The 12,456-nt window shown below is 71.8% G+C and carries 13 protein-coding genes; 2 read left to right on the top strand and 11 right to left on the bottom strand.

Going from position 1 to position 12,456, the window contains the following annotated elements; translation table 11 throughout:
* Positions 1 to 159: 159 nt before the first annotated feature.
* The 10 genes from M5362_RS04010 to M5362_RS03970 all read right to left on the bottom strand — a co-directional run bounded on the left by M5362_RS04010 (position 160) and on the right by M5362_RS03970 (position 10,011).
* Positions 160 to 1,506 carry a sulfate adenylyltransferase subunit 1 gene (locus M5362_RS04010; protein WP_260225891.1) on the bottom strand — a complete coding sequence of 449 codons (1,347 nt, stop codon included), beginning with the start codon at positions 1,504 to 1,506 and terminating at the stop codon, positions 160 to 162.
* Between the two features lie 2 nt (positions 1,507 to 1,508).
* Positions 1,509 to 2,447 carry a sulfate adenylyltransferase subunit CysD gene (cysD, locus tag M5362_RS04005; protein WP_260225890.1) on the bottom strand — a complete coding sequence of 313 codons (939 nt, stop codon included), beginning with the start codon at positions 2,445 to 2,447 and terminating at the stop codon, positions 1,509 to 1,511.
* A 91-nt stretch (positions 2,448 to 2,538) separates the two neighbouring features.
* Positions 2,539 to 3,123: an adenylyl-sulfate kinase gene (gene cysC / locus M5362_RS04000; RefSeq protein WP_374214401.1), complete on the bottom strand. Its 585-nt coding sequence runs from the start codon at positions 3,121 to 3,123 to the stop codon at positions 2,539 to 2,541.
* Positions 3,105 to 3,815 carry a phosphoadenylyl-sulfate reductase gene (locus M5362_RS03995; RefSeq protein ID WP_260225888.1) on the bottom strand — a complete coding sequence of 237 codons (711 nt, stop codon included), beginning with the start codon at positions 3,813 to 3,815 and terminating at the stop codon, positions 3,105 to 3,107. Before M5362_RS03995 ends, cysC begins: the two co-directional genes overlap by 19 nt.
* Positions 3,812 to 3,991, bottom strand: a complete 180-nt coding sequence (locus M5362_RS03990) for a hypothetical protein (RefSeq protein ID WP_260225887.1) — start codon at positions 3,989 to 3,991, stop codon at positions 3,812 to 3,814. Before M5362_RS03990 ends, M5362_RS03995 begins: the two co-directional genes overlap by 4 nt.
* A 31-nt stretch (positions 3,992 to 4,022) precedes the next feature.
* On the bottom strand, positions 4,023 to 5,720 hold the full coding sequence (locus tag M5362_RS03985) for a nitrite/sulfite reductase (protein ID WP_260225886.1): 1,698 nt from the start codon (positions 5,718 to 5,720) through the stop codon (positions 4,023 to 4,025).
* A gap of 126 nt (positions 5,721 to 5,846) precedes the next feature.
* Positions 5,847 to 5,930, bottom strand: a complete 84-nt coding sequence (locus M5362_RS33275; protein WP_352077884.1) for a putative leader peptide — start codon at positions 5,928 to 5,930, stop codon at positions 5,847 to 5,849.
* A gap of 139 nt (positions 5,931 to 6,069) precedes the next feature.
* Positions 6,070 to 6,639, bottom strand: coding sequence for a GNAT family N-acetyltransferase (locus M5362_RS03980; RefSeq protein ID WP_260225885.1), 570 nt, complete (start codon positions 6,637 to 6,639; stop codon positions 6,070 to 6,072).
* A 144-nt stretch (positions 6,640 to 6,783) separates the two neighbouring features.
* Positions 6,784 to 8,085, bottom strand: a complete 1,302-nt coding sequence (locus tag M5362_RS03975; protein WP_374214413.1) for a GAF domain-containing protein — start codon at positions 8,083 to 8,085, stop codon at positions 6,784 to 6,786.
* Between the two features lie 252 nt (positions 8,086 to 8,337).
* Positions 8,338 to 10,011 (bottom strand): acyl-CoA dehydrogenase family protein, encoded by a 1,674-nt coding sequence (locus tag M5362_RS03970; protein ID WP_260225883.1) that lies wholly within the window; start codon positions 10,009 to 10,011, stop codon positions 8,338 to 8,340.
* 17 nt (positions 10,012 to 10,028) lie between these two features.
* On the opposite strand from M5362_RS03970, the gene M5362_RS03965 reads away from it, so the two are divergent.
* Both M5362_RS03965 and M5362_RS03960 read left to right on the top strand, forming a co-directional pair.
* Positions 10,029 to 11,144, top strand: coding sequence for a YihY/virulence factor BrkB family protein (locus M5362_RS03965; protein WP_260225882.1), 1,116 nt, complete (start codon positions 10,029 to 10,031; stop codon positions 11,142 to 11,144).
* Positions 11,145 to 11,230: 86 nt separating this feature from the next.
* A complete protein-coding gene (locus M5362_RS03960) occupies positions 11,231 to 11,977 on the top strand; it encodes a helix-turn-helix domain-containing protein (RefSeq protein WP_260226160.1) in 747 nt (248 codons plus the stop codon).
* Here M5362_RS03960 and M5362_RS03955 read toward each other — a convergent pair.
* A complete protein-coding gene (locus M5362_RS03955) occupies positions 11,914 to 12,312 on the bottom strand; it encodes a VOC family protein (protein WP_260225881.1) in 399 nt (132 codons plus the stop codon). The genes M5362_RS03960 and M5362_RS03955 overlap by 64 nt on opposite strands.
* Between the last annotated feature and the right edge of the window lie 144 nt (positions 12,313 to 12,456).

The following is a 12,456-nucleotide window of genomic DNA, read 5'->3' as shown; positions in this document are numbered from 1 at the left end:
CTGTGTCGTTCGTGGAACGGGTGGAGCGCGATCGCGCCGCGTACGCGACGCTCCGGCATCAGCACGCACATCGCGCGACCCCTCCGCTGCCCGCGCCGAGGGCGCCGGAACCCACGCGGCCGCCCTCCTTGGCGAAGGTGCCGTAGACGTCGCGCGCCATCAGAAGTCCCAGCCCTCGTCGTCCGCGTCCGCACCGGCGACCACGGCCTTGGCGTCGGCGAAGGACTCGCCCGCCATGCCGGCCGCGAGCGTCGTGCCGTCCGCGGGGTCGATCAGCAGGAACGAACCGGTGCGCCGCGAGTCGGCGTAGGCGTCGAGCGCGAGCGGCTCGGCGGTACGGACCTTCACCCGGCCGATGTCGTTGGCGACCAGCTGCCCCGGCTCGGGGTGCTGGGAGAGGTCGTCCAGGGTCAGCCGGGACGGGATCTCCTTGACGATCGCCTTGACCGTACGGGTCGTGTGCTTGAGCAGCACCCGCTGGCCCACCGTCAGCGGCTGGTCCGCCACATGGCAGACCGTCGCCTCGACGTCCTGGCTGGTGGCCGGGGCGTCCCCGCTCGGGGCGAGGAGGTCGCCGCGCGAGATGTCTATGTCGTCGGCGAGCCGGATGGTCACCGACTGCGGCGCCCACGCGATGTCCACCGGTTCGCCCAGCGCGTCGATCGCGGCGATCGTGGAGGTCTTCCCCGAGGGGAGGACGGTGATCTCCTCGCCGACCCGGAAGGCACCGGCCGCGATCTGACCGGCGTAGCCCCGGTAGTCCGGGTGCTCGGCGGTCTGCGGACGGATCACGTACTGCACGGGGAAGCGCGCGTGGCAGGCCGTCAGGTCGTGGCTGACCGGGACGGTCTCCAGGTGCTCCAGGACGGTCGGACCGCCGTACCAGTCCATGTTGGCGGAGGGCTCCACCACGTTGTCGCCGGCCAGCGCGGAGATCGGGATCGCGGTGATCTCCGGGACGCCGAGCTCGGAGGCGTACGTCGTGAACTCCTCGGCGATCGCGGCGAAGACGGGCTCCGCGTAGTCGACGAGGTCCATCTTGTTGACGGCGAGGACGACGTGCGGCACCCGCAGCAGCGCCGCGACGGCCGCGTGGCGGCGGGTCTGCTCGACCACGCCGTTGCGCGCGTCGACCAGGACTACGGCCAGCTCGGCGGTGGAGGCGCCGGTGACCATGTTCCGGGTGTACTGCACGTGCCCGGGGGTGTCGGCCAGGATGAACCGGCGGCGCGGGGTCGCGAAGTAGCGGTACGCCACGTCGATCGTGATGCCCTGCTCCCGCTCGGCCCGCAGGCCGTCGGTGAGCAGCGCCAGGTCGGGGGCCTCCTGGCCGCGCTTGATGGACGCGGCCTCCACGGCCTCCAGCTGGTCGGTCAGGACCGACTTGGAGTCGTGCAGGAGCCGGCCCACCAGGGTGGACTTGCCGTCGTCGACGGATCCGGCGGTCGCGAAACGCAGCAGGGTGGTCGCCGAGACGTCGGCGAACTGCTCGGTGGTGCTCGTCATGGCTAGAAGTACCCTTCGCGCTTGCGGTCTTCCATCGCGGCCTCGGACATCTTGTCGTCGGCGCGGGTCGCACCCCGCTCGGTGAGACGGGAGGCGGCGATCTCGGCGATCACGGCGTCCAGCGTCGTGGCGTCGGAGTCGACGGCGCCCGTGCAGGACATGTCACCGACGGTGCGGTAGCGGATGAGCCGCGTCTCGACCGTCTCGGTGTCCTTGGGGCCGCCCCACTCGCCGGCCGTCAGCCACATGCCGCTGCGGGCGAAGACCTCGCGCTCGTGGGCGAAGTAGATCTCCGGCAGCTCGATGGACTCGCGGGCGATGTACTGCCAGACGTCCAGCTCGGTCCAGTTGGAGAGCGGGAAGACCCGGACGTGCTCACCGGGCGCGTGGCGGCCGTTGTAGAGCTGCCACAGCTCGGGCCGCTGGCGGCGCGGGTCCCACTGCGAGAACTCGTCGCGCAGGGAGAACACCCGCTCCTTCGCGCGGGCCTTCTCCTCGTCGCGCCGGCCGCCGCCGAAGACGGCGTCGAAACGGTGCTGCTGGATCGCCTCGGTCAGCGGCACCGTCTGGAGCGGGTTGCGCGTCCCGTCGGGACGCTCGCGCAGCTTCCCGGCGTCGATGTACTCCTGCACGGAGGCGACGTGCAGCCGCAGCCCGTGCTGGGCGACGACACGGTCGCGGTACTCGATGACCTCGGGGAAGTTGTGCCCGGTGTCGACGTGCAGCAGCGTGAACGGCACCGGCGCGGGCGCGAACGCCTTCAGCGCCAGGTGCAGCATGACGATGGAGTCCTTGCCGCCGGAGAAGAGGATCACCGGCCGCTCGAACTCGCCCGCCACCTCACGGAAGATGTGGACGCCCTCGGACTCGAGCGAGTCCAGGTGCGACAGCGCGAACGGGCTGTCGGTCTCCTCATGAACATGGGCAACGGTGGTGGTCACTCTGCACCCCTTTCGTGAGCTTCTCCGCCCGCGCGGCGCAGAGGCGCGGCGTTGACATTCGTCTGCGGCTGAGCGGCCGCGCGCGCGTCGCTCACAGCAGGCCCCTCTCGGTGAGCAGCGCGTACAGCTGCGCCGCGGACTCCTGCACGGTCTGGTTCTGGGACTCGATCCGCAGATCGGGGTCGGCCGGCTCGTCGTACGGGTCGTCGACCCCGGTCAGGCCGCTGATCTCGCCCGCGGCCTGCTTGGCGTACAGCCCCTTCACATCGCGTACGGAGCACACGTCCACCGGAGTGGCGACATGCACCTCGACGTAGGGGGTGCCCTCGGACTGGTGGCGCTTGCGGACGGCCTCGCGGCTGTCCTCGTAGGGGGCGATGACCGGGACCAGCACCTTCACGCCGTTCGAGGCGAGCAGTTCGGCGACGAAGCCGATCCGCTGCACGTTGGTGTGCCGGTCCTCACGGCTGAAGCCGAGGCCCGCGGAGAGGAACTCGCGGATCTCGTCACCGTCGAGGACCTCGACCCGGTGGCCCGCGGCGCGCAGCGAGGAGGCGAGCTCGTACGCGATCGTGGTCTTGCCGGCGCTGGGCAGGCCCGTGAGCCAGATGGTGGCACCGGTCACGTGGTTCTCCTGGGAAGTCTCTGTGGTGGTCATCAGCCGTGCAGCCCGCATTCGGTCTTGCCCCGCCCGGCCCAGCGGCCGGCCCGGGCGTCCTCGCCCTCCTCGACGCGCCGGGTGCAGGGCGCGCAGCCGACGGAGGCGTAACCGTCCATGAGGAGCGGGTTGGTGAGCACGCCGTGCTGGGCGACGTAGGCGTCGACGTCGTCCTGCGTCCAGCGGGCGATGGGGGAGACCTTGACCTTCCGCCGCTTCTCGTCCCAGCCGACGACCGGGGTGTTCGCCCGGGTCGGGGACTCGTCGCGGCGCAGGCCGGTCGCCCACGCGCGGTAGGCGGTCAGGCCCTCTTCGAGCGGCTTGACCTTGCGCAGCGCGCAGCACAGGTCCGGGTCGCGGTCGTGCAGCTTCGGGCCGTACTCGGCGTCCTGCTCGGCGACCGACTGACGCGGGGTCAGGGTGATGACGTTGACGTCCATCACGGCCTCGACCGCGTCACGGGTGCCGATGGTCTCGGGGAAGTGGTATCCGGTGTCGAGGAAGACCACGTCCACCCCGGGCATGGCGCGGGAGGCGAGGTGGGCGACCACCGCGTCCTCCATCGAGGAGGTGACGCAGAACTGCTTGCCGAAGGTGTCGGCCGCCCACTGGAGGATCTCCAGCGCGGAGGCGTCCTCCAGCTCGCGTCCGGCCCGCTCGGCGAGCGCCTTCAGGTCGGTGTCCTCGGTGATGGCCTGAGTCGTCGTCATATCTCTTCCCCTCCAGCTGCGTTGCTCGAAGTGCCCGGGGCGAGGAGCCCCAGGAACTTCAGCTGGAAGGCTCGACTGCATGCCCGGCATTCCCAGGCCCCGTGTCCGGTCTCGTGCGGGAACAGGTCCTCGTCGCCGCAGTACGGGCAGTAGAAGGGAGCGGCACGCTCGCTCATGGGCCCTCCCTCCGCCGCCGCTCGCCGATGCTCACGACAGTGCCTCCTCCGACGCGCGCGCCGCCCAGGTGGCGAAGCGCTCGCCGTCCTCGCGCTGCTCCTGGAAGCGCGTGAGGACCCGCTCGACGTAGTCCGGCAGCTCGGTGGACGTGACCTTGAGGCCACGGACTTTGCGGCCGAAGCCGGCCTCCAGGCCGAGGGCGCCGCCCAGGTGGACCTGGTAGCCCTCCACGCGGTTGCCCTCGTCGTCCAGGACCAGCTGGCCCTTCAGACCGATGTCCGCGACCTGGATACGGGCGCAGGCGTTGGGGCAGCCGTTGATGTTGATGGTGATCGGCTCGTCGAACTCGGGGATGCGGCGCTCGAGTTCGTCGATGAGGGAGGCGCCGCGCGCCTTGGTCTCGACGATCGCCAGCTTGCAGAACTCGATACCGGTGCAGGCCATCGTGCCGCGCCGGAAGGGCGAGGGGTTGACCCGCAGGTCCAGGGACTCGAGGGCGGAGACGATCGACTCGACCTGCGCCTCCTCGATGTCCAGGACGATCATCTTCTGCTCGGCGGTGGTACGGACCCGGCCCGAACCGTGCGCCTCGGCGATCTCCGCGATCTTGGTGAGCGTGGTGCCGTCGACCCGGCCGACGCGCGGCGCGAAGCCGACGTAGAAGCGGCCGTCCTTCTGCCGGTGGACACCGACGTGGTCGCGCCACTGGCCGGCCGGCTGCTCCGGAGCGGGGCCGTCCGTCAGCTTGCGCTTCAGGTACTCGTCCTCCAGGATCTGGCGGAACTTCTCCGGGCCCCAGTCGGCGACGAGGAACTTCAGGCGCGCGCGGGTGCGCAGCCGGCGGTAGCCGTAGTCGCGGAAGATCGAGATGACGCCCTCGTAGACGTCCGGGACCTCGTCGAGCGAGACCCAGGTGCCCAGGCGGACGCCCAGCTTGGGGTTGGTGGAGAGGCCGCCGCCGACCCAGACGTCGAAGCCGGGGCCGTGCTCCGGGTGGTTCACGCCGACGAAGGCGATGTCGTTGATCTCGTGCGCCACGTCGAGCAGCGGCGAGCCGGAGACGGCCGACTTGAACTTGCGGGGCAGGTTGGAGAAGTCCTTGTTGCCCACGATCCGGCGGTAGATCTCGTCGATGGCGGGGGTGCCGTCGATGATCTCGTCCTCGGCGATCCCGGCGACCGGGGAGCCGAGGATGACACGCGGGGTGTCACCGCAGGCCTCGGTGGTCGACAGGCCGACGGCCTCCAGACGGTTCCAGATCTCCGGGACGTCCTCGATCCGGATCCAGTGGTACTGGACGTTCTGCCGGTCCGTGATGTCGGCCGTGCCGCGCGCGAACTCCTGCGAGATCTCGCCGACGACCCGCAGCTGTTCGGTCGTCAGCCGGCCGCCGTCGATGCGGACCCGGAGCATGAAGTACTCCGCGTCCAGCTCCTCCGGCTCCAGGACACCGGTCTTGGTGCCGTCGAGGCCCTCCTTGCGCTGGGTGTACAGACCCCACCAGCGCATGCGGCCCCGCAGGTCGTTGGGGTCGATCGAGTCGAATCCACGCTTGGAGTAGATCGTCTCAATGCGTGTCCGCACATTGAGACCGTCGTCGTCCTTCTTGAACTGCTCATTGCCGTTCAACGGGGTGAAGTGCCCCACGGCCCACTGACCCTCGCCACGGTGACGGCTCACCTTGCGGCGGGGCGTGGCGGGTGCGGGGTTTTCCGGGGTGGCGGCCATGGCGATATGTCCTTCGGGACTGCGGGAGGGCGGCTCTGACCTGCACACTCGTACGTGGGTCAGGGGATGGCGCGACGGTGCGCAGCAGGGGCGGTCTGAAAGGCGTTCGGGGCGGTGCTGGTTCTCTCAGCGCGCCGAACACATGGCGCTGGACATGCGGCCGAGGTCGACGTGCCGCCGACTCACCAAGGCAATTCCAGTTCCAGACATGACGGAAGCGTGTCACGGGGCTTTGGACTCAGTCCAGCTTCGTCCGCAATGTGGACACCACTGTCCCGGATGGCGAGACGATGTGTCGTGGGTCACGTCCCGGGCCCTCCCGCGGGCCCGGGACGTGAGGCGAGAGGGGTCAGGCGTGCGCGCCGGGCCAGGGGCCGGGGGTCTCGGACTCCTCGACCTCCTCCACCTTGGTGTCGAAGAGCCGGAAGCCCCTGCGCAGGTAGTTGTCCATGGCGTGCGGCCCGTCCAGCGAGCACGTGTGGAGCCAGACCCGCCGGGTCGCCTCCCGCTCCGGCCACCGCTCGGCCAGGTCCCAGGCGCGCTGGACACCGTACGAGAGCAGGTGCCCGCCGATCCGGCGGCCCCGGAAGGCGGGGATCAGCCCGAAGTAGACGATCTCCACCACACCGTCGTCCTGCGGGTCCAGCTCCACGTACCCGGCCGGTGTCCCCTTGTCGTACGCCACCCAGATCTCGGCCCCGGGCTTCTCGACGATCTCCTGCCACTGCTTGTAGGTCAGCGACAGCCGGTCGTTCCAGCGGATGTCGCCGCCGACCGCCGTATAGAGGAAGCGGCTGTACTCGGCGGAGGGCACCTCGGCGCGCCGGACGGTGACGTCGTCCCCCTCGGGCGGGGTCGCGGGACGCAGATCGGAGGGCGAGGTCTGTTCGAGGGACCAGGTGGTGAGAGTGATGCGCATGGCCTCATCGCATCATGCGGAGTCCGGGATTCCCAGGGCGGCCCCGCCCGGCCGCCGCCCCGTGAGCCACGTGTCCACATGCCGGACAGACGTCGCGCCCCGGCACCGGGCCGCCCGGTTCCAGGGCCGCCCCGGCCCGCGCCTCTACGCGTGGCCCAGCCGGGCCGACCGTACGGCCGGGGCCGTCGAGTGGGGGAGGAGGTCCGCGGGGTGGTCCGGGGCGACGACCTCGACCTCGACCTCCTCGCTGAAGCGGTACGGCCGGTGGGCGAGCACGCTCGCCAGGTTCCGGCGGACCCGGGACATCTCCGCCCGTACGGTCACCGTCCTCGTCCGGTCGCCGAACACGTCCTCGGCCAGCTCCGCCGCCGTCCGCCCGTCACGGTGCAGCGCCAGGACGTACAGCAGCTCGGCATGGCGCGGGCTCAGCTCCTGGGTCCAGCTGCCCGCCGGCCCCGACACCGCCACCGACCAGCGGCGCGGCCGGCTCAGGTCCAGCACCACCCGGCTCGCCGCCTCCGCGCCCTGCGCCGCCCCCGCCCCGGTCTCGTCCTCGACCCGCAACAGCCAGCCGCCCGGCAGCGGCTCCACCGCGCACATCCCCAGCGACGGCAGCCACGTCCGCCCGGCGCGGAAGGACTTGGGCAGCGCGATCCGGTCCACCGGGGCCATCCCCGTCACCGCCGCCGTCCAGCCGTGCCCGTCCACGGCGACCGCGCGGCCGCCCACCCGGCACAGGATCGGCGCGGCCACCGAGCGCAGCCGCTCGATCGACCGCAGATGACGGTCGCGCATCTCCGCCTCGGCGAGCTGCGCCACCGAACCGACCAGCGCGAGCGTCGACGGATGGAAACCGGACGCCGGACCGCTCACGTCCACGATCCCCAGCAGCCGCTGGTCGCGCGGATCGTGGACCGGGGCCGCCGCGCAGGTCCAGTTGTGCAGCGTGTGGACGTAGTGCTCGGCCGAGTGGACCTGGACGGCCCGCCCCATCGCCAGCGCCGTCCCCACCGCGTTCGTTCCGGCGGTGTGTTCGCTCCAGGCCGCGCCCTCCTCCAGACAGATGCCGTTGGCCTGCCGCAGGACCGAGAGGTTGCCCTCCCGCCACAGCACCCGGCCCTGCTCGTCGGTCACCACCATGATCTGCATCGAGGCGTCGGCGATCCCCGCGAGCATCGTGCTCAGCGTGCGCATCACCTCGCCGAGGACCGTCGTGCGCCGGCGCTCCTCCAGCTCGTCCCGCTGGAGCAGTACGGTGCTGGTGCCCTGGTCCGGGTCGAGACCGAGCCGGACCATCCGCTTCCAGGAGGCGTCGATCACCCGTCTGGGCGCGATCGGCGGGGTGCGGCCGGCGAGCGTCTCCTCCCGTACGCGGTGCAGGAGTCGGGTCGCCTGGGCGGCGTCCATGGCGGCGAGCCGGTGCATGTCGAGCCGCGTGTTGTTCAGCCGCGTGTTCTTCATCGGTCTCTCCCAGCCACCTGCGTGCTGTATCGGTTCTGCGGAACTCCGAAGTCCTGGTGCCCATCGTGCCGTTCGGGACCGCGCGGTGAAGGGCGGTTCGGGTAATCCTGCAACCCTTTGCAACTCTGGAAGCAACCGCTCTCGTGCAAGAAGGTGGTGCGAGCGGCGGGTGGTGCCGTGTCGGCGCAGCACCACCCACCGCTTTTCGCGCGTGGCGCGACCGCCGGCCGGGCCGGATCAGACCTCCGCCCGCGCCCGTTCCACCACCGCGCCCAGGTTCAGCGACGACGGCAGCGTCCCGAACGACGAACCCCAGTCGCCGCCCAGCCGCGAGGCGCAGAACGCGTCCGCCACCTCCGGCGGCGCCCACCGCACCAGCAGCGACCCCTGCAACACCAGTGCCATCCGCTCCACCAGCCGCCGGGCCCGCCCCTCGATCCCGTCCAGATCGGCCAGTTCGGTCAGCATCCCCTTGATCGCCCTGTCCAGCCGGTGATCCGCGCCCCGGGCCTTCCCGACCTCCGTCAGGAACGCGTTCAGCGCCATCGGCTCCCTCCGCAGCGCCCTCAGCACGTCCAGCGCCTGGACATTGCCGGCGCCCTCCCAGATCGAGTTGAGCGGCGACTCGCGCAGCAGCCGCGGCATGGCCGACTCCTCCACGTAGCCGTTGCCGCCCAGGCACTCCAGCGCCTCCGCCACCATCGGCGTGCACCGCTTCGTCACCCAGAACTTGGCCACCGGCACCGCGATCCGCGCGAACGCCCGCTCCGCCTCCGCCTCCGGTCCCTCGCCGTCGACCGCGTCGGCGGCCGCCGCCAGACGCATCCCGAGCACCGTGGCCGCCTCCGACTCCAGGGCCAGATCGGCCAGCACGTTGCGCATCAGCGGTTTCTCGATCAGCACACCCCCGAACGCGCGGCGGTACGCGGCGTGGTGCACGGCCTGCGCGACCGCCTGCCGCATCAGCGCGGCCGAGCCCAGCACGCAGTCCAGCCGCGTCGCCGCCACCATCCCGATGATCGTGCGGACGCCGCGTCCCTCGTCCCCGACCCGGCGCGCCCAGGTCGTCCCGTCGAACTCGACCTCGGCGGAGGCGTTCGACCGGTTGCCGACCTTGTCCTTGAGCCGCTGGACCGCGAACGCGTTGCGCGAGCCGTCGGGCAGGACCCGCGGCACCAGGAAGCAGGTGAGCCCGCCCGGTCCCGCGGAGGAGGACGCCTGCGCGAGGACCAGGAAGCCGTCCGACATCGGCGCCGAACAGAACCACTTGTGCCCCTTCAGGACGTACTCGTCCCCGTCGCCGGACAGGGGCCGCGCCTCGGTCGTGTTCGCCCGCACGTCGCTGCCGCCCTGCTTCTCCGTCATCCCCATCCCGAAGAGGACCCCGGCCTTCTCCGCCGGCGGCCGCAGCCCCTCCTCGTACACACGCGAGGTCAGCAGCGGCTCCCACACGGCGGCCAGCGCCGGGTCGGCACGCACCGCGGGCACCGCGGCATGCGTCATGGAGAGCGGGCAGCCGTGCCCCGCCTCGATCTGTGTCGTGAGGACGAAGCCGGCCGCCCGCCGCACATGGCCACCCGGACGGCCCCACGCGTCCGTCAGACCGGCGCCGACCGCCCGGCCCAGGAGGCGGTGCCAGGCCGGATGGAACGTGACCTCGTCGATCCGGTTCCCGTACCGGTCGTGCGTCCGCAGCCGCGGCGGGTGCTCGTTCGCCAGCACTCCCCACTCCTGTGCCTGGGCCGATCCGGCGGCCCGGCCGAAGTCGGCCAGTTCCTCGCGCGCCTCCGCGTGCACCTCCGGTGCCAGATGGCGCTCCACCGCCTCCGAGAGAGCCCGGTCCGCCGTGAAGACGTCGTATCCGACCAGGGGCGGAGGCTGGTTGGTCACGGTGTGGGTGCTGGCTGCCATGCCGATACGGTAAGGAGGTGCAGGCAGCAAACGAAACACCCGAGCGGCGGCCCGGGGGCAGACTCCACCGGGCGCGAGTCCTCTACCGCAACGTCTCCAAGCGGAAGATGGTCTGGTTGCTCCTGAAGGACACCGTCAACTCGTGCATCGAGTACCGCATCCTCGGCCTCGCCGCCGAGGCGGCCTTCTTCACCCTGCTGTCCCTGCCCCCGCTGCTGCTCGGCCTGATCGCCCTCCTCGGCTACGCCGACGACTGGACCAACACCGACACCGTCGCGAGCATCCAGGAGAACATCCTCCGCGCCGCCGGAACGGTCCTGTCCGACCGGGGCGTCCGGGACATCGCCAAACCCCTGCTCGACGACGTCACCCAGGGCACCCGCCCCGAACTGGTCTCGCTCGGTTTCGCCATCGCCCTGTGGTCCGGCTCGCGCGCCGTGAACGTCTTCATCGACACCATCACGGTGATGTACGGACTCGACGGCCACCGGGGCATCGTCAAGACCCGGCTCCTCGCCTTCCTGCTCTACATCGTGGCGCTGCTCATCGGCGCGGTCGTGCTGCCGCTCGCCGTGGTGGGACCGGACCGGGTGGTGGAGCTGATCCCGTGGGGCACGGAGGTCGTCTCCGTCCTCTACTGGCCGGTCGTCATCCTGCTCTCCATCGCGTTCCTCACCACGCTCTACCACGTGTCCGTGCCGGTCAGGTCGCCGTGGATCGAGGACATCCCGGGCGCGCTGGTCGCGCTCGGGATGTGGGTGCTGGGCAGCTTCCTGCTGCGGATCTACCTCACCAGCCAGGTCGAGGGCCCCACCATCTACGGCTCCCTCGCCGCCCCCATCGCCGTCCTGCTCTGGATCGGGATCTCGGCCTTCGCCGTGCTCGTCGGCGCGGCGGTGAACGCGGCCATCGACCGGGTCTGGCCCTCGGTCGCCACGGCGGCCGCCCGCGAGGCATCCGACCGCGCCCGCGTCGCCCAGGCCGCCGACCTCGTCGCCCGGCTGCGCGCGGAGGCGGACGAAGTGGACGAGGACGACCCGGACATGCCGTCGGAGTTCCCCGAGCGCTGGTCACGGTTCCTTCCGCCGGACGACGTGAAGTCGCGACTGCACTCCGGCTGGGAGAAGGACTGATACCCGCTCCATACTCCGGCTGGGAGAAAAACTGACACCCGCTCCTTCCGGATCCTGCCGGGCTCGCGAAAGGACACCCTCCTAGGCTGGGAAGGGTGTACACGGAACGCCCCGCGCGCCTGGACGGCGCGGTCGTCTGGGCCCTCACGTCACCGCCCGTGGCCGAGGAGCCGGTGCCGGTGCTGCCCGACGGCTGCATGGACCTGCTGTGGTGCGACGGCCGGCTGCTCGTCGCCGGGCCCGACACCTTCGCGTACCTCCCCGAAGGCGGCCCGAGCCGTTACGCCGGGATCCGCTTCGCACCCGGTGACGCGCCCGCGCTGCTCGGCGTACCGGCGAGCGCCCTGCGCGACCGGCGGGTGGAGCTGGGCGCGCTGTGGGGCGAGGCGCGGGCCCGGCGGCTCGCCGAGCGCGTCTCCGCCGCGCCCGATCCGGCCGCCGCCCTGGAGGAGCTCGCCGTCCGCCGGGCCGCGGACGCCCCGGCGCCCGACCCGCTGATCCGGGCCGTCGCCGGGCGCCTCGCCGCCGGACGGCCCGTGGCCGAGACGGCCGACGCCGTCGGCCTCGGAGCGCGCCGGCTCCACCGGAGATCGCTGGACGCGTTCGGCTACGGCCCCAAGACCCTGGCCAGGATCCTCCGGCTCCAGCGCGCCCTCTCCCTGGTCAGGGCGGGGGTCCCGTACGCCGACGCGGCGCTCCGGGCGGGCTGCGCCGACCAGGCCCACCTGGCACGCGAGACCCGGGCGCTGGCCGGCACGACCCTCTCGGCCTACGCGTCGGCCTGGGCGAAGAGGGAGACCCCGCAGCCGTCCGGGTCGAGCACCACGGCGTAGCGCTGCCCCCACACGGCGTCCCAGGGCTTCAGATGCCCGCGGTACCCGGCGGCGACGAGCGACTCGTACGTGCGGTCCACCTCCCCGGGCGAGTCGCAGAGGAACGCCAGTCCGATCCGGTCGCCGCCCCGGGGCCGGGTCCAGCCGGGATCGAAGGAGGCGATGACCTCCTCGGTGTCCCACGCGATCCGCATCCCTCCGGGCAGGGCGGCCTCCACGTGCGGCGCGGTGTCGGCGGCGGCCGGGATGTCGAGCCCGAGCCGCCGGTAGAAGGCGAGCGAGGCGGCCATGTCGGAGACGACGAGGCCGATGACGTCCAGTCGTGGTGTGTTCATGGGGCGAGGCTAGGCCGGTGGGGGAGACCGGGTCTTGTACGAATCGGACGGCGGACGGGAGGGCCGACCGGACGGCCCACGGGACGGCTGGCGCGGGGGCGCGCGGCGCTCGTGGGGGCGCGTCGCCGGACGTACGCTGAGAAC

This window comes from Streptomyces sp. Je 1-79 (genome assembly GCF_025195125.1).
Lineage (GTDB): Bacteria > Actinomycetota > Actinomycetes > Streptomycetales > Streptomycetaceae > Streptomyces.
The sequence above is the reverse complement of the archived record's forward strand: the minus strand, read 5'-3'. Positions and strand labels throughout refer to the sequence as shown.

What these genes read in the sequence shown, in the direction of transcription:
- cysC (WP_374214401.1), bottom strand. Translation starts at nt 3,123, where the DNA reads ATGCGGGCTGCACGGCTGATGACCACCACAGAGACTTCCCAGGAGAAC.
- M5362_RS03995 (WP_260225888.1), bottom strand. Translation starts at nt 3,815, where the DNA reads ATGACGACGACTCAGGCCATCACCGAGGACACCGACCTGAAGGCGCTC.
- M5362_RS03955 (WP_260225881.1), bottom strand. Translation starts at nt 12,312, where the DNA reads ATGAACACACCACGACTGGACGTCATCGGCCTCGTCGTCTCCGACATG.
- M5362_RS03990 (WP_260225887.1), bottom strand. Translation starts at nt 3,991, where the DNA reads ATGAGCGAGCGTGCCGCTCCCTTCTACTGCCCGTACTGCGGCGACGAG.
- M5362_RS03980 (WP_260225885.1), bottom strand. Translation starts at nt 6,639, where the DNA reads ATGCGCATCACTCTCACCACCTGGTCCCTCGAACAGACCTCGCCCTCC.
- M5362_RS03970 (WP_260225883.1), bottom strand. Translation starts at nt 10,011, where the DNA reads ATGGCAGCCAGCACCCACACCGTGACCAACCAGCCTCCGCCCCTGGTC.
- M5362_RS04010 (WP_260225891.1), bottom strand. Translation starts at nt 1,506, where the DNA reads ATGACGAGCACCACCGAGCAGTTCGCCGACGTCTCGGCGACCACCCTG.
- M5362_RS33275 (WP_352077884.1), bottom strand. Translation starts at nt 5,930, where the DNA reads ATGTCTGGAACTGGAATTGCCTTGGTGAGTCGGCGGCACGTCGACCTC.
- M5362_RS03985 (WP_260225886.1), bottom strand. Translation starts at nt 5,720, where the DNA reads ATGGCCGCCACCCCGGAAAACCCCGCACCCGCCACGCCCCGCCGCAAG.